Below are 14,923 nucleotides of genomic sequence, written 5' to 3' on the forward strand. Positions count from 1 at the left end.
ACTAAACTAATCGGGTGACTCTCCCCGCAGCCCCCGCCGACCCCGCATCCCTGCCGGCCGCAGCAGACCTTTGGAAACCTGTGCTGGTCCGTGCGGCGGTCGCGCTCGGATTCGGTGCCCTGACCGTGTTCTGGGCCGCACCCTCGGAGGCCGGCATGGCCTGGGCGGGCGGCCTCTACCTGCTGGCCACCGGCGTCGTGCTGCTCTGGAGCGTGAACAGGACTGGCCTGGCTGCCGGTTCCCGCCCCAGCAAGATCCTCTCTGCCGCCGGCGCCGTGCTGACCGGCACCGGCGCTGCGGTGGCTTTCCTTCCCAGCAGCCTGGTCTTTGGTGTGCTTGTAGCCCTTGGCCTTGGCCTGGCCGGCGCCGCGGAGCTGTACCTTGGCGTCACCCACCGGGGCCGGTCGGTGCTCGCCCGCGACTGGATGGCGTCCGGCGCCGTCGCGCTGGGTACAGCCGGCCTGCTGCCCTTCTTTATCGACCTCGGCCCGCACGCCCTCCTCGGGGTGGCCGGCGGAGGCGCCATCATCACCGGGGTGCTGTGGGCGCTTGCCGGGCTGACCCTGCGGCACGATGCACGGGCAGATTCCCCGGAGGCCGTAAACTAGTAGCGACAGGTTCTACCACGCGTAGAACGATTGCGGCACCACAACTGCCACGCCGGGCGGCGTCGGCTGCAGGAGGAAACACCTTGGCACAGCAGAAATCCGGAGAACCGCGCAACCTGCGGACCTCGGTCAAGGGCCCGCTGATGTTCTCCGCCTTTTGGGCTGTTGTGGCCTTCTTCGCCACACTGATCTTTGCCTCCGGCGGCTCCGCCAAGGTTCCCCGCTTCGATCTGGCCTTCATTGCCGCGGGCATCGCGTTCATCGTGATCCTGGTGGTGCTCGCGATGCTGTCGATGGGCCACAAGCCCAACGCCGAACATCTCGGCAAGGGCTCCGGCGTCAACCTGAGCTCCCGTAACCCCGGCCACGGCGGCCACCAGGGTGCTTCCAGCCCGGAAGCCGGCGCTCCGGAGTCCAGGACCGGGGACACCCCCGGCGAGAACCTCCGCTAGAAACCCTGCTCAAACCCCGCTGGAGCCCAGGGCGTCAGGATGCCGCCTTGCGGGCCCGGTACGCTGCCACGTGGGCGCGGTTCGCGCAGTTGCCGGTATCGCAGTAGCGCTTGGAACGGTTCCGGCTCAGGTCCAGGACCACGGCGTCGCAGTCCTCGGCGGCGCACACCAGCATCCGGTCCATTTCCTTGCTGCGGATGACGTCAACCAGGGCCATCGCCGCCTCGGTGCTCATCCGGTCCGCAAGCGGCGCTTCCGGTGTGGTGGCGTGGAGATGCCAGTCCCACTGATCGTGCTTGACGAGGTGGGGGAGTGCCCGGGCCTCCCGCAGCAGCCGGTTGACGGTGTCCACCGCGGCGGATTCGTCCGCCAGCCAGAGGGTGGCGAGCTCCCCGCGGAGCCGGTGCACGCTGGCCAGTTCGGCCGCGTCCCGGGTCCGCGAGCCGGTGAACCCCTCGGCCGCCAGGAACCGGTCCAGGTCCTCGGTGGTGGCGAGCTGCTCGTCCCCGTTGGCCGCAGAGTTGATCAGGTTGACCACGGTCCGCAGGGCCACCTCTGTGTCAGGGGCAAAAACCATCTTGACTCCTTACGTCGGCGTGGCGTACTGTCATGAGCATAACCCCACTTTACTCCTGACAGGAGGCAGTCCGTGTCTGCCGCACGCCGCACCGCCGAAGCACCGGCCACTACTGTGTCGGGCACGCCTGCCCCCGGACGGGCCGGCACCGGCGGCCACGCCGCGGGATCGGCCTTTGTGGCATCGGGCCTGGGGGTCGCCCTGTTTTCCTCCGCCGTGTTCGGGCTGTCCGGGTCTTTCGCCAAGGCGCTGCTGGAAACCGGGTGGACCCCCGGCGCGGCCGTCACGGCCCGGCTCACCGGCGCGGCTCTCATCCTGGCCGTCCCGGGCATCATGGCGCTCCGCGGCCGCTGGCACCAGCTCCGGGACAACTGGCTCACCGTCCTGCTCTTCGGCCTGATCGGCGTGGCCGCCTGCCAGCTGTTCTACTTCAACGCGGTGGCCAGGCTGTCGGTCGGGGTTGCCCTGCTGCTGGAATACCTCGCACCCGTCATCATTGTGCTGTGGCTCTGGGCCGCCAGCCGCAGGCGCCCGCGGGTCCTGACAATTGCCGGAACCCTGCTGTCCCTGGGCGGGCTGGTCCTGGTCCTGGACCTCACGGGCGCCGTCAAGATCGATGTGGTCGGCGTGCTGTGGGGCCTCGCGGCCGCGGTCTGCCTCGCCATCTACTTCTTCATCACGGCGAAGGAGAACGACACCCTTCCGCCGATCGTCCTCGCCTCCGGCGGGCTCCTGGTCGGTGCGGCCACCATGTGGATCGCCGCGGCAACGGGCCTGCTGCCCATGGCCTTCAGCGCCGCCGACACCCGTCTTGGACCGTGGGTAACCCCCTGGTGGGTGGCCCTGGGCGGCCTCGTGGTGCTGGCCACCGTGCTGGCGTACGTCTCCGGCATCGTCGCGGCGCGGGCACTCGGATCCAAAGTGGCATCCTTCATTTCGCTGACCGAAGTGCTCTTCGCCGTCATCTGGGCGTGGCTGCTGCTCGGTGAACTGCCGGGGCCCATCCAGCTCGTGGGCGGGCTGCTGATTGTCGGCGGCGTCCTCCTGGTCCGGCTGGACGAGCTGCGGGCGCCGTCCGGCGCGGCCCTGCCGGCGGCGCTGGACCACGCGAACGACGTCGAGCCCGTCCCGTAAGCCAGCGCTGACGCCAACCGGCCCGGACGCTGCTGCGTCCGGGCCGGCTGTGTGTCTGCGGGTTTTTGCCTAGCGCGAGGCGTTTTCCTGCTCGGTGGCGTTGCGGCTGGCCTGCTTGCCGGCCTCCTGCAGCGCCTGGGAGACCTTCGCGAGGGCCGCCACGTGCTGGCCGTTCCACTCGCTGCGGAACTTGTCGGCGTCCGGGCCCTTCCAGTCGGTGCCCTCGAGCACCTTGGTCAGCAGCGACTTCTGCTTGTCGATCTCGGACGAACCGGCCTGCAGCTTCGTCCCAAGAGTCTTGAGCTGAGCAATGTCTGCACCCCAAATAGCCATTCGAAAATCTCCTCAAGTGATAGAAGCGGACGCGGACCCTCGATCCGGGAGGCCCGGGCGCCTAGCATGGAGGCATGTGCCGAAACATCCGGACCCTCCACAATTTCGAGCCCCACGCCACCGACGCCGAGGTGGAAGCCGCCGCGCTGCAGTATGTGCGGAAGATCAGCGGCAGCACCAAACCGTCCAAGGCCAACGAGGAAGCCTTCAACCGTGCCGTGCACGAGATCGCCCATGCCACCCAGCACCTGCTGGATGCCCTGGTGACGCACGCCCCGGCCAAGGACCGCGCGGAGGAGGCTGCGAAGGCGAAGGCCCGGGCGGCTGTCCGCTACGGCACCGCCTGAGCAGTCGTCCGTTGCGGCACCGCCGCAGCTGCCTACCGGCCGAAGCGCCGCAGCCGCAGCGAGTTGGCCACCACCAGCACCGAACTGGCGGCCATGGCCGCGCCCGCGATCATGGGGTTGAGCAGGCCCAGGGCCGCCACCGGGATCCCCACGGCGTTGTAGAAGAACGCCCAGAAGAGGTTCGTCTTGATGGTGGCCAGAGTGCGGCGGGACAGCTCGATGGCCTGGGCCACCTGCCCGAGGTCGTTGCCCATGACCGTCAGGTCGGCAGCCTCAATCGCCACGTCAGTCCCGGAGCCCATGGCAATGCCCAGGTCCGCCTGCGCCAGGGCGGCCGCATCATTGACGCCGTCGCCGGCCATGGCCACGGTGGCGCCGCCGGCCTGAAGCTTCCGCACCGCCTCGACCTTGCCCTCGGGCAGGACCCCGGCGAACACATCGTCGGCGGCGATTCCGACGGCGGCCGCCACCTGTGCGGCCACGGAGGCGTTGTCACCGGTGAGGAGGATCGGCCGGAGGCCGAGGCTGCGCAGCCGGGAGATCGCGGCGGCCGAGCCGGGCTTGACGGTGTCCCGCAGGCTGATGATCCCGGCCGGCTCCCCGTCCACGGCGAGCCAGATCGCGGTGGCGCCGGCGGCTTCGGCGCTGCTGAAGACCTCCAGCTGCGCCGCCGTGGGCGTGATGGCGTTCTCCTCCAGCCACGCGGTGCGGCCGGCCGTGACCAGCCTGCCCCCGACCGTTCCCTGGACCCCGCCGCCGGGTGCGGAGCGGAAGCCGTCGACGGCGGGCAGCGCACCGGCGCCGCGGGTCCCCTCCCCGCGCTCCGCCGCAAGTGCCGCGGCGGCCACGGCGCGGCCGATCGGGTGTTCGGAAGCGGCCTCCACCGCCCCGGCCAGCCGCAGGACCTCGGCCGGGCCGGCGGTTCCGAACGACTCGGCGCCGTCCACCTCGAGGTGGCCGGTGGTCACGGTGCCCGTCTTGTCCAGCAGGATGGTGTCCACCGTGCGGGTGTCCTCCAGGACCTGCGGGCCCTTGATGAGGATGCCCAGCTGCGCACCTCGGCCGGTTCCTGTCAGCAGCCCCACGGGGGTGGCCAGGCCCAGGGCGCACGGGCAGGCGATGACCAGCACGGCGACCGCGGCAGTAAAGGCGGCCCGGAGCTCAGCGTCGCTGATGTCCGGGGCGGCCGCCAGCAGCCAGCCCGCAAAGGTGGCCACGGCGATGGCGAGGACCACCGGCACGAACACGGAGCTGATCCGGTCCGCGAGCCGGGCAATGGGCGCTTTGCCGGTCTGCGCCTGGGAGACCAGCCGGCCCATCTGGGCCAGGGTCGTTTCGGCGCCGACACGGGTGGCCCGGACCAGCAGCCGGCCCGAGGTGTTGATGGTGGCCCCGGTGACCGGGCTGTCAGGGCCGACTTCCACCGGCACGGACTCGCCCGTCACCAGGGAGGCGTCGACGGCGGAGGTGCCGTCGATCACGACGCCGTCGGTGGCGATCTTCTCGCCGGGGCGGACCACCATCACGTCCCCGACGGCCAGCTGGTCCGCCGGGAGTTGCTCCTCACGGCCGTCCCGAAGGACGGTGGCGTCCTTGGCGCCCAGGCTCAGCAGGGCCTTAAGGGCATCCCCCGCCTTCTGCTTGGCGCGGGCCTCCAGGAACCGGCCCAGCAGCAGGAAGGTGGTGACCACCGCGGCGACCTCGAAGTAGAGGCCGCCGGAGGCCATCTCCTCCATACCGTCCATACTCCCCATACCCTGCGGGGAATCCGTCATCCACGGGTCCGCAATGAGCTGCCACGCCGAGAACGCATAGGCGGCGGTCACGCCGATGGACACCAGCGTGTCCATGGTGGATCCGAAATGCCGGGCGTTGACCAGGGCGGCCCGGTGGAACGGCCATGCCGCCCAGGTGACCACGGGCAGGGCAAGGAACCCCACCACCCAGCCCCAGTGCGGGAACTGGAGGGCCGGGACCATCGACACCAGGAACACGGGCACTGTCAGGACCGCAGCCACGATGAGGCGTGGCCGGAGCGCGGCTGCCGGATGGTCGGGGGTGCGCGCGGCCGGGGCGCGGACGGTGGCCTTGTAGCCTGCCGCCGCGACCGTCTCGGTGATCTGGGCGTCGGTGATGGCGGCGGGCACCGTGACGCGGGCCGATTCCAGCGGCAGGTTGACGGATGCGGTGACGCCGTCGAGCTTTCCGAGCTTGCGCTCGACGCGGCCGACGCAGGACGCGCAGGTCATGCCCTCGATATCGAGTTCAATCACCCGGCTTCCGGGCTGGTCCAGCAGTTGCTCTCTACTCACGGTGTTCCTCGTCTGTCCGGGTGCTGTGCGCTGTGGTGCCGTGTTCTGGTGGTGCCGTGTTCTGGGTGTGCCGGGTTCTGGGAGTGCCGGGTGCCCCGGCGGGGGGTGATCAGGCCTCGTTGGCCACCACCAGGTATCCCGCTTCAGCGACCGCCTCGCCGATCTCGGTGGTGGAGAGGGCTCCGGTGGACGTGATGGTGACGGTCGAAATCCCGCCGGAGTTAAGGTCGACGTCGACCGTCTCCACGCCGGCGAGGGCTTCGAGCTCCTCGCTGACGGAGGACACGCAGTGGCCGCAGGTCATGCCGGAAACGTTGACGGTGGTGGATACGTGGCTCATGGCGTGCTCCTTATTCATGGGCTGCCGGTCCGGCTGCCCGATGGTGTGGTGGGTGGTGGGTGGTGGTGGTGCCGCTACCGCAGCAGGCGCCCGATGGCATCGGTGGCCTCCTTGACCTTCAGGTCGATGGCCTCGGAGCGCAGCTGGGCGTCAGGTTCCGATGCGGCCCCGACGACGCAGTGGCCGATGTGTTCCTCGACCAGGCCGAGGCTGACGGCGTGCAGGGCCTTGGTCACGGCGGCAACCTGGGTGAGGATGTCGATGCAGTACTTGTCCTCATCCACCATCCGGGCAATGCCGCGCACCTGGCCCTCGATCCGCTTGAGCCGCAGGAGGTAGGCCGCCTTGTTGGCGGAGTAGCCGTGCTGCTGGTGCGCCCCGGCGTCGGCCGTGTCCGGGCCTGAGTCCAGGCCGGGGTCCAGGGCGGAGTCTAGGGCGGTGGAGGGGGTAACAGGTTCGCTCATACGGCCAACATATACCCCAAGGGGGTATCGCGCAAGTACCCTCTGGGGGTATCGGTTCACCCAGAGCCGGAGGGGTCCGGACACAAAAAAGCTCCGGAGTGCGTTATTGGGGGATACGCACTCCGGAGCAGATTTTGGTAGGACTTCGATCTCTCGCGCCTACGGATTCAAGCTTACTTGGCAGTAGATGGGGAACGCCAGCACCCCGAATAACTACTTTCGCTTTATTTTCCGGGCCGCCCCGCCCACCGGAACGATGAGGATGGGCCGGTCCTGATGGTGGCTCAGCCACGCTGCCACCGACCCGTTGAGGGCCGCGGCAAGACGGTGGCCCAGGCCGGGCTCCGGTGTGCCGACGATGATCATCGCCGCCCCGGTCTCGGCGGCGAGCCGGCCCAGCGCCCGGGCGGGGTCCCCGGCCAGGGACCGCAGGGACCAGTCGATGCCCAGCGGACCGCAGGCTGACTCGATACTGGCCCGCAGTTCCTGGGTCACAGCCCGGATTTCGGCATTGTCCGTGTCCGGATGGAGGGACAGCCGGTGCGCCGAGCGCGCGGGGTCCCATTCCACAAGGTAGCTTGCCTCGTCCACATAGGCGCAGATCAGCCGGGTGGCGAGGCTCCGGGCCAGGGCGCCGGCGATCTGCAGCACCTCGGGGCTCTGGGCCGGGAGCACGCCGACCACCAAGGGCGGCGGGCCGGTGGCGCTCTCGTCGGACATACTTCATTGTGGCCCCGGCGTCGGGGCCACAACAGGGGCTTTCTTCCCGGACCGGCCCGGGGCCCGGCGGCTCTTGAAGACCTCCCGGCCGGGGCCTACCGTTGAAGCACTGACGAAAGGTGACCGCCGTGGAAATCTTCATGTGGTGGCTGGATCTGGATCTGGCGAGCAAGGAGTGGCTGCGGGAAAACCTCCGTGCCGCGGAACTGCCGCTGCCCGTGCTGCAGGGCATCGCCGAGGCCGGCGGGCCGCACCCGGACAACGTGTCCGGAGTGCTGACCGAAGCGGACTGGGACTTCATCGAGACGCAGTCCGAATTCGTCGACTGAAACCATTGCGGGCACCCTGACGGGGTGGTTGCATGGGGGGCATGTCTACCGCAGAGAGTTACCTCCTGGCAATCGGCACCAAAAAAGGCCTCTGGCTCGCGACCAGCCCGGACCGCAAGGAATGGTCCCTTTCCGGTCCACATTTCCTGATGAGCGAAGTCCCCAGCATCGGCATCGACACGCGTGGGGGCCGGACGCGGATCCTGGTCGGCGTCCGTTCCGAGCACTGGGGTCCCACCGTCTTCCACTCCGATGACCTGGGCGAGACGTGGAACGAACCCGAACACGGCGCCATCCGTTTCCCCGAGGACGCCGACGCCGCGCTGGAGCGCGTCTGGCAGATCCATCCCGACGCCGACTCCCGCCCCGGGGTGGTCTGGGCCGGGTGCGAGCCGATCTCGGTCTGGAAGTCCACCGACGGCGGCGAACACTTCGAGCTCAACCGCGGCCTGTGGGACCACCCCCACCGCGGCGAATGGGGTGCCGGGTACGGCGGCGCCGCCGCGCACTCGATTGTCATCGACCCCTCAGGCGAGAAAGTCCACGTCGCCATGAGCACCGGCGGCGTCTACCGCTCGCTCGACGGCGGCAGCTCCTGGGAGCCCCGCAACAACGGGATCTCCGCCTACTTCATGCCCGATCCCAACCCCGAATTCGGCCAGTGCGTGCACAAGATCGCTGCCGATGCGGCCGTGGACGGCCGGCTCTACGCGCAGAACCACCACGGCGTCTACCGCAGCGACGACGGCGCCGAGAGCTGGGAATCGATCGCGGACGGGCTGCCGGCGGACTTCGGCTTCGTCATGCTGACCCATCCCCGCCGGGCCGGAACCGCCTGGGTCATCCCGCTCAAGGCTGACGGCGAGCGGATTCCGCCGGAGGGAAAGCTGGCCGTCCACCGCACCGACGACGCCGGGGCAACGTGGAAGCGCCTGGACGACGGCCTCCCAGCGGCCGAGTTCAACTCGGTGCTGCGGGATGCCGCCTGCGTCGACGCGGCGGAGCCTGCCGGCGTGTACTTCGGAACCCGCGGCGGCACTGTCTACGCCAGCGCCGACGAGGGCGAACACTTCAGCGAGGTGGCCTCGCACCTGCCGGATGTGCTGTGCGTGCGCGCCTCGGCCGTGTCCGCCGCGGGCGTTGCCGGTTCCGCGAGCCTCGGCGCCGCTGTGAATGCGTAAGGTCCCATGGCCGGAATCAGTGTGATGCTGCCCAGTGTCCTCCAGCCGCTCGCCGGCGGGCAGTCCTTGCTGACTGCGCCCGCGGAGACGGCGGTGACGGTGGAAGGAGTGCTGGACGCGGTGACCGGGGAGTACCCGGCCCTGTCGAGGCGGTTACGGGACGAGACCGGGGCTGTCCGACGTTACGTGAATATATACGTCAACGGGAATGAGATCCGGCGTCTTCAAGGCCTGGCCACCGAGGTAGCCCCCGGCGGGGAGGTCCTGATCATCCAGTCCGTCGCGGGAGGCTAGCGGCCTCAGGCGACCCGCCACAGGCTGCATTCGTCGGTGTTGATGGCTTTCCGGGTTCCGGACAGCCGGTCCAGGATCCACACGACCCCGATCCCGGGCGCCGTTTCCTGGACGCAGCCGCGGCGGATCACCACGTCGTCGTAATTGGGGCCGACCTTGAGGCGGGCCTCGATCTCGTCGCCGCGGTGCAGCTGATCCAGGGCGCGGATACGGGTGACAGGGGCGTTGGCTTCCTTCAACATGGCGGGGCCTCCTGGACTGGAGAATGATGCCTGCTCTTGCCGGCACTTCCAGTGTCCTGCGCCAATGTTGCCGCTGCGTTTCAGCCCGGTAAGGGCCGGGTAAGCGTTCAGCGCCGCCGCCGTTACCGGGCCGGCACCGCGGCCGGAGGCCTCAGGGGATATGGCGCTGGCCCGGCCGCTGGACCCGGAACCAGCGGTGGCCGTAGCGGTCCAGCTCCAGTTCGAACCCTCCGTCCTCTGCCAGTGCCACATCCTCACCGTCCAGCAGGTCCCGCAGGTAAGCCCCCTCAAACCCGGATTCCGGGTCCCCGGCCGCGGCCAGGCTGGCAACCACAGAGGCCGGCTCGGCCCCGAAATTGTGGGCCAGGACCACCGTGGAGCCTTCCCAGGTGCACCGGTGCAGGAGCACCTTCGCGTCCGGTTGCTTGATCAGCTCAAAGTCGCCCCAGCCCAGTTCTGGACTCTCCCGGTAACGCTGGATCAAGGTGGCCATGAAGTTCCACAACGACGCCGGATCCCTCTTCGCCGCTGCCGCGTTGACGTTTTTCGGCCCGAAGTATCCGTCCACGACCTGCGCCACCAGGTCTTTCGCGGGAGCCGTGGAGAACCCGCCGTTGTCGCCGTCGGTCCACTGCATCGGGGACCGCACAGCCGAGCGGCCCTTCGCCGACAGGTCCTCGCCCATGCCGATTTCCTCGCCATAGAACAGCACGGGGGTCCCGGGCAGGGCGAACATCAGCGAGTAGACCATCCGGATCCGGGCGGGGTCGCCCTTGAGCATGGTGGGCAGCCGGCGGCGCAGGCCGCGGCCGTACATCTGCATGTCCTCATCCGGGCCGAACGCCGCAAAGACCTCCTCGCGCTCACTGTCGCTGAGCTTGTCGAGGGTCAGCTCGTCGTGGTTCCGGACAAACATGGCCCACTGGTTGTCCGGGTGGATCTTCGGCCGCGAGGCCAGCGATTTTGCCAGCGGCCGGGCTTCCTCGCGGGCCAGGGACAGGTACAGGTTCTGCATGGACAGGAAATCGAACTGCATGTTCAGCTCGTTTCCCGCCGCCCCGCCGAAGTACTTCAGCTGGTCCTTGTAGGGGACATTGACCTCGCCCAGGAGCATCCCGCTGCCGTTGCGGCGGTTGAGGAAACTGCGGAGCGCGCTGAGGTAGTCGTGCGGGTCGACCGTTGCCGAATCTTCCTTTGACGTGCCCTGCAGCTCAAGGAAGAACGGGACGGCATCCAGCCGGAAGCCGTCCAGACCCAGCTGCAGCCAGAACCCCATGGACTTGGCGATCTCATCCCGCACCCGCGGGTTGGCGACGTTCAGGTCCGGCTGGTGCTTCGCGAACATGTGCAGGTACCACTCACCGGTGGCCTTGTCCTGGGTCCAGATGGACGTCTCCTCGCCGGGAAACACCACCTGGTCCGAGGTGTCCGGGGGTGTCTCCTTGCGCCAGACGTAGTAGTCGCGGAACGGGTTGTCCACCGATTTGCGGGACTCCACGAACCAGGGGTGCTTGTCCGAGGTGTGGTTAAGGACGAAGTCCGCGATCACGCGCATGCCCCGGTCCTTGGCGGTCCGGATGAACTCCACCACGTCGCCCAGGTTCCCCAGCCGCGGGTCCACGCTGTAGAGATCCGTGACGTCGTAGCCGTCGTCCTTGTCCGGGGTGGGGTAGAACGGCATCAGCCAGATGCACGTCACACCCAGGGCCGCGAGGTAGTCCACGCGCTGGATCAGGCCGCCGAAGTCCCCGGTGCCGTCGCCGTCGTCGTCGAAGAACGTTTCCGGGTCCAGGCAGTAGATGACGGCGTTCTTCCACCAGAGGTCAGAGGTCTCGGCAATCCTCACAGGGCTGCCGCCCGGTCCCGGCGCGGAGTTCCGGACCCGCGGAGCTGGGGCAGCACGTGTTCGGCGAAGGCCCGGATGAACGGCGCCTGTTCCTGGCCGACGAAGTGCAGGTACAGCTCGTCGAAGCCGAGATCGAGATATTCGGCGAGCCACTGGGCGTGCTGTCCGGTGTCGGCGGAGATGTTCACGACGTTCCGCACCTGGTCCTCGCCGACGTCGGCGCTGACGACGTCGAAGTGTCCCGCCGTCGGCAGGTCCCACGGGACCGGCGGGGCAAAGACGTTGCTGCGCCATTGGTCCATGGCCACCGCCACGGCTTCCCGCTCCGTGGGCGCCCAGGACAGGTGGACCTGCAGCACGGCATTTCCCTTGCCGCCGGCGTCGCGGTAGGCGGCGAGCATGTCCTTCAGCTTGGCGTGCGGCTGGTTCACGGTGACCAGGCCGTCCGCCCACGCGGCCCCGCGGCGGGCCGTCTCCACGCTGATGGCCGGGGCGATCAGCGGCGGCTTGATCTCCGGAACGTCCCAGATCCGGGCCTGCTGGACGGTGACCAGGCCGTCCCGGGTGACCTCCTTGCCGTCGTGGAGGTCCCGGATGATCCGGACCGCTTCCTCGAGGCGCTGCTGGCGGGTGGCCTTGTCCGGCCAGGCCTGGCCGGTGACGTGCTCGTTCATGTATTCGCCGCTGCCCGGCGCCATCCAGAAGCGGCCGGGAAACATGTCCGCCAGCGTGGCCGACGCATGCGCGATGATGGCGGGGTGGTAGCGCTGGCCCGGTGCCGTCACGGTGCCGAAGCGCAGCCCGGTGGTGGCCAGGGCCGCCCCCAGCCACGACCAGGCGAATCCGGAATGCCCTTGCCGGGCGGACCACGGCTCAATGTGGTCCGAGCACATGGCGGCATCGAAGCCCGCCTGCTCCGCCAGCTGGACGTCCTTCAGGAGCTGGCCGGGACTGATCTGTTCATGGGATGCGTGGAAACCGAGGGTAGCCATCGTCCATCTTTACCGCCGCCCCTGCCGGTTGTCGAGGAAAACACTTGTGCGTCTTCCGCCGCCCCTCCTCTGGCGGGCGGCGGAACGGCAGGCCAGAATGGGGCCTATGCGACTGCCGCTGATGCCCCCGATAGCGCCCATGCTGGCGAAGTCCGTCAGTGCCCTGCCCGAGGGGCCGGTGATGTTCGAGCCGAAGTGGGACGGGTTCCGGTCCATCATCTTCCGCGACGGTGACGACGTGGAGATCGGCAGCCGCAACGGTAAGCCGCTGACCCGCTACTTTCCGGAGCTCGTCGAGGCGCTGAAGGCCAACCTTCCTCCGCGCTGCGTGCTCGACGGCGAGATCATCCTGGTCGGCGCCGCGGGCGACCGTCTCGACTTCGACATGCTGCAGCAACGGATCCACCCGGCCGCGAGCAGGGTCCGGCTGCTGGCCGAACAGACTCCCGCACGGTTCGTCGCGTTCGATCTGCTGGCCCTCGACGACGAGGACTACACGGCGCGCCCCTTCACCGAGCGGCGCGCGGCGCTGGAACGCGTGCTTGCCGGCAGTGCTGCGCCCGTCCACCTCACCGCCGCGACCCGGGACAGGGCCACCGCCGAGGAGTGGTTCCACCAGTTCGAGGGGGCCGGCCTCGACGGGATCGTGGCCAAACCCCTGGACGGGCAGTACCTGCCGGACAAGCGCTCCATGTTCAAGGTCAAACATGTCCGCACCGCAGACTGCGTCGTCGCCGGGTACCGTGTGCACACGTCCGGGCCGGGCCGCATCGGTTCCCTCCTGCTGGGCCTCTATGACGATGACGGCGCACTCGCGAACGTCGGCGTCGTGGGGGCCTTCCCGATGCGGCGCCGCGAGGAGCTCTTCGAGGAGCTCCAGCCGCTGGTGACCGGGTTTGAGGACCACCCCTGGGCCTGGGCGCGCCAGGAGGAAGGCAGCCGGACGCCGCGCAATGCGCAGGGGAGCCGGTGGAGCGGCGGCAAGGATCTGTCCTTCACCCCGCTCCGGCCGGACCGCGTGCTGGAAGTGAAGTATGACCACATGGAGGGCGAGAGGTTCCGGCACACGACGCAGTTCGTCCGCTGGCGCCCGGACCGGGACCCGAAGTCGTGCACCTACGGGCAGCTCGAGGAACCGGTCAAATACGATCTTGGCGCCGTGCTGGGGACCGGAAAAGCCTGACGGCAGGGCCGGCCGGCTGCCTTTCCTGCGGACGCGGCACGGAAAAAGCCCGGCGCGTCCTGCGGACACGCCGGGCTTTTGCGGCACTGCGGCCCGGAACAACCGGGCCGGGCGCCCCGTTACTTCAGCCCGAGCTGCTTGGTGGGGACCTTGAAGGATTCCTTGGCAGTCAGGGCCGAGACCGCCGAGATGAGGCAGATGACGGCGGTGAAGATGCTGATCTGGACCCACCCGCCGGGCTTGATGCCGCCCATGGCTGCGACGATCGCCGGGGCGAACCCCGCCATCAGGAAGCCGAGCTGGGTGCCGATGGCCAGGCCGGAGAAACGGACCTTGGTGCTGAACATTTCGGCGTAGAAGGCGGGCCAGACGGAGTTGGCGGCCGCGTAGCCGAAGGAGAAGAAGCCGATGGCGGCCAGGAACATCAGCGGGGTGCTGCCGGACTCCAGGCTGAGCAGGAACACCGGCGTCAGGACCGCGCTGGCCACGGCGCCGTAGACGAAGACCGGCTTGCGGCCGATCCGGTCCGCGAGCATGCCGAAGAGCGGCTGGGTGCCAAGGGCCAGGAAGTTCGCGCCGACGACGAGCCACAGGGTGGTGGTGCCGTCCACGCCGGCGACGGTCTTCGCGTAGGCGATGGCCAGGGTGCCGAACACGGTGGAGACGGCGGCGATAAAGGCACAGGCGATGACACGGAGGACGTCGCGCCAGTGGTGCTTGAGCAGGTCCGCGACGGGCAGCCTGGAGATCTGGGCGGACTTCTGGGCTTCCTCGAACGCCGGGGGTTCGTGCAGGGTGCGCCGGATGAAGAACGCCACAATCACCACGACGGCGCTGAGCCAGAACGGAATGCGCCAGCCGATGCCGTACTTGATCTCGTCCGGCAGGGCCAGGACGGGGATGAAGACGAGGGCGGCGAGGATCTGGCCGCCCTGGGTGCCGGTCAAGGTCCAGGAGGTGAAGAAGGCGCGGCGGTTGTCCGGGGCGTGCTCCAGCGTCATGGAGGAGGCGCCCGCCTGCTCGCCGGCCGCCGAGAGGCCCTGGCAGAGGCGCGCCAGCACCAGCAGGGCCGGAGCCCACCAGCCGATCGTGTTGAAGTCCGGCAGGCAGCCGATGGCAAACGTCGATGCGCCCATCAGCAGGAGCGTGAACATCAGGACCTTGCGCCGGCCCACCCGGTCACCGAAGTGCCCCAGGATCACTGCGCCCACCGGCCGGGCGACGTACGCGAAACCGAAGGTCGCGAAGGACATGATCGCCGCGTTGGCGCCGGCGTCCGGGAAGAAGACCGTGGGGAAGATCAGCGCGGCGGCGGATCCGAAGATAAAGAAGTCGTAGTACTCGACGGCACTGCCCAGGAAACTGGCGAGTGCTGCCTTCTTCGGCGTCCCGGCCGGCGCATTGGTGCCCGGAGTCGTAGACGGGAGTGTCTGGCTCATGGTGTTCCTTTGTGTGACGACATTGTCGCGGATGGATCAGGAAGGTCTCCGCCGCCGCTGGCCATAAGTGTGCGGCGGCGGAAGGTTCATGGAAAGACCTGGACGAGTAGCCGCATGGTGGGAGCTACTT

General features: G+C 68.9%; 18 protein-coding genes. 8 read left to right on the forward strand and 10 right to left on the reverse strand.

Going from position 1 to position 14,923, the window contains the following annotated elements; all coding sequences use genetic code 11:
- Positions 1 to 14 precede the first annotated feature (14 nt).
- On the forward strand, positions 15 to 608 hold the full coding sequence (locus AR539_RS01705) for a hypothetical protein (protein ID WP_066431910.1): 594 nt from the start codon (positions 15 to 17) through the stop codon (positions 606 to 608).
- Positions 609 to 691: 83 nt separating this feature from the next.
- Positions 692 to 1,060, forward strand: a complete 369-nt coding sequence (locus AR539_RS01710; protein ID WP_066431918.1) for a hypothetical protein — start codon at positions 692 to 694, stop codon at positions 1,058 to 1,060.
- Between the two features lie 34 nt (positions 1,061 to 1,094).
- Here the strand turns inward: AR539_RS01710 and AR539_RS01715 are convergent, their stop codons facing one another.
- Positions 1,095 to 1,637, reverse strand: a complete 543-nt coding sequence (locus tag AR539_RS01715) for a CGNR zinc finger domain-containing protein (RefSeq protein ID WP_066431922.1) — start codon at positions 1,635 to 1,637, stop codon at positions 1,095 to 1,097.
- 114 nt (positions 1,638 to 1,751) lie between these two features.
- Here AR539_RS01715 and AR539_RS01720 point away from each other — a divergent pair, with 114 nt between their 5' ends.
- On the forward strand, positions 1,752 to 2,771 hold the full coding sequence (locus AR539_RS01720) for an EamA family transporter (protein WP_066432108.1): 1,020 nt from the start codon (positions 1,752 to 1,754) through the stop codon (positions 2,769 to 2,771).
- Positions 2,772 to 2,840: 69 nt separating this feature from the next.
- Here AR539_RS01720 and AR539_RS01725 read toward each other — a convergent pair whose 3' ends face one another.
- Entirely contained in the window at positions 2,841 to 3,104 is a 264-nt protein-coding gene (locus AR539_RS01725) for a hypothetical protein (protein WP_066431925.1), read from the reverse strand.
- 74 nt (positions 3,105 to 3,178) lie between these two features.
- On the opposite strand from AR539_RS01725, the gene AR539_RS01730 reads away from it, so the two are divergent.
- Entirely contained in the window at positions 3,179 to 3,451 is a 273-nt protein-coding gene (locus tag AR539_RS01730; protein ID WP_066431928.1) for a DUF2277 domain-containing protein, read from the forward strand.
- 32 nt (positions 3,452 to 3,483) lie between these two features.
- On the opposite strand, the gene AR539_RS01735 is transcribed toward AR539_RS01730, so the two are convergent.
- The 4 genes from AR539_RS01735 to AR539_RS01750 all read right to left on the reverse strand — a co-directional run bounded on the left by AR539_RS01735 (position 3,484) and on the right by AR539_RS01750 (position 7,287).
- Positions 3,484 to 5,763: a heavy metal translocating P-type ATPase gene (locus AR539_RS01735; RefSeq protein WP_066431930.1), complete on the reverse strand. Its 2,280-nt coding sequence runs from the start codon at positions 5,761 to 5,763 to the stop codon at positions 3,484 to 3,486.
- A gap of 109 nt (positions 5,764 to 5,872) precedes the next feature.
- Positions 5,873 to 6,103: a heavy-metal-associated domain-containing protein gene (locus tag AR539_RS01740; protein ID WP_066431932.1), complete on the reverse strand. Its 231-nt coding sequence runs from the start codon at positions 6,101 to 6,103 to the stop codon at positions 5,873 to 5,875.
- A 74-nt stretch (positions 6,104 to 6,177) separates the two neighbouring features.
- Positions 6,178 to 6,567 carry a metal-sensitive transcriptional regulator gene (locus AR539_RS01745; protein ID WP_082699147.1) on the reverse strand — a complete coding sequence of 130 codons (390 nt, stop codon included), beginning with the start codon at positions 6,565 to 6,567 and terminating at the stop codon, positions 6,178 to 6,180.
- Positions 6,568 to 6,780: 213 nt separating this feature from the next.
- The gene (locus tag AR539_RS01750) at positions 6,781 to 7,287 is read right to left on the reverse strand and encodes a universal stress protein (protein WP_066431936.1); all 507 of its coding nucleotides are present in this window, start codon (positions 7,285 to 7,287) and stop codon (positions 6,781 to 6,783) included.
- A gap of 128 nt (positions 7,288 to 7,415) precedes the next feature.
- On the opposite strand from AR539_RS01750, the gene AR539_RS01755 reads away from it, so the two are divergent.
- From AR539_RS01755 to AR539_RS01765, 3 genes are read left to right on the forward strand one after another with little or no spacing between them, the layout of a single operon-like run.
- A complete protein-coding gene (locus AR539_RS01755; RefSeq protein ID WP_066432111.1) occupies positions 7,416 to 7,616 on the forward strand; it encodes a hypothetical protein in 201 nt (66 codons plus the stop codon).
- A gap of 32 nt (positions 7,617 to 7,648) precedes the next feature.
- A complete protein-coding gene (locus tag AR539_RS01760; RefSeq protein WP_066431939.1) occupies positions 7,649 to 8,797 on the forward strand; it encodes a WD40/YVTN/BNR-like repeat-containing protein in 1,149 nt (382 codons plus the stop codon).
- Between the two features lie 6 nt (positions 8,798 to 8,803).
- Positions 8,804 to 9,091 (forward strand): MoaD/ThiS family protein, encoded by a 288-nt coding sequence (locus AR539_RS01765; RefSeq protein ID WP_066431942.1) that lies wholly within the window; start codon positions 8,804 to 8,806, stop codon positions 9,089 to 9,091.
- A gap of 5 nt (positions 9,092 to 9,096) precedes the next feature.
- Here AR539_RS01765 and AR539_RS01770 read toward each other — a convergent pair whose 3' ends face one another.
- From AR539_RS01770 to AR539_RS01780, 3 genes are all read right to left on the reverse strand, one after another.
- Positions 9,097 to 9,333: a hypothetical protein gene (locus tag AR539_RS01770; RefSeq protein ID WP_066431945.1), complete on the reverse strand. Its 237-nt coding sequence runs from the start codon at positions 9,331 to 9,333 to the stop codon at positions 9,097 to 9,099.
- A 151-nt stretch (positions 9,334 to 9,484) separates the two neighbouring features.
- Complete coding sequence (locus AR539_RS01775; protein WP_066431947.1) at positions 9,485 to 11,179, reverse strand: alpha-amylase family protein; 1,695 nt, start codon at positions 11,177 to 11,179, stop codon at positions 9,485 to 9,487.
- On the reverse strand, positions 11,176 to 12,171 hold the full coding sequence (locus AR539_RS01780; RefSeq protein WP_066431949.1) for a TIGR03885 family FMN-dependent LLM class oxidoreductase: 996 nt from the start codon (positions 12,169 to 12,171) through the stop codon (positions 11,176 to 11,178). The genes AR539_RS01775 and AR539_RS01780 overlap by 4 nt, the downstream gene beginning before the upstream one ends.
- 106 nt (positions 12,172 to 12,277) lie before the next feature.
- Here AR539_RS01780 and AR539_RS01785 point away from each other — a divergent pair, with 106 nt between their 5' ends.
- A complete protein-coding gene (locus tag AR539_RS01785) occupies positions 12,278 to 13,354 on the forward strand; it encodes an ATP-dependent DNA ligase (RefSeq protein WP_066431951.1) in 1,077 nt (358 codons plus the stop codon).
- Positions 13,355 to 13,473: 119 nt separating this feature from the next.
- Here AR539_RS01785 and AR539_RS01790 read toward each other — a convergent pair whose 3' ends face one another.
- The gene (locus AR539_RS01790; RefSeq protein ID WP_066431955.1) at positions 13,474 to 14,793 is read right to left on the reverse strand and encodes an MFS transporter; all 1,320 of its coding nucleotides are present in this window, start codon (positions 14,791 to 14,793) and stop codon (positions 13,474 to 13,476) included.
- Between the last annotated feature and the right edge of the window lie 130 nt (positions 14,794 to 14,923).

The sequence above is a fragment of the Arthrobacter sp. EPSL27 genome (assembly GCF_001512305.1).
Taxonomy (GTDB): domain Bacteria; phylum Actinomycetota; class Actinomycetes; order Actinomycetales; family Micrococcaceae; genus Arthrobacter.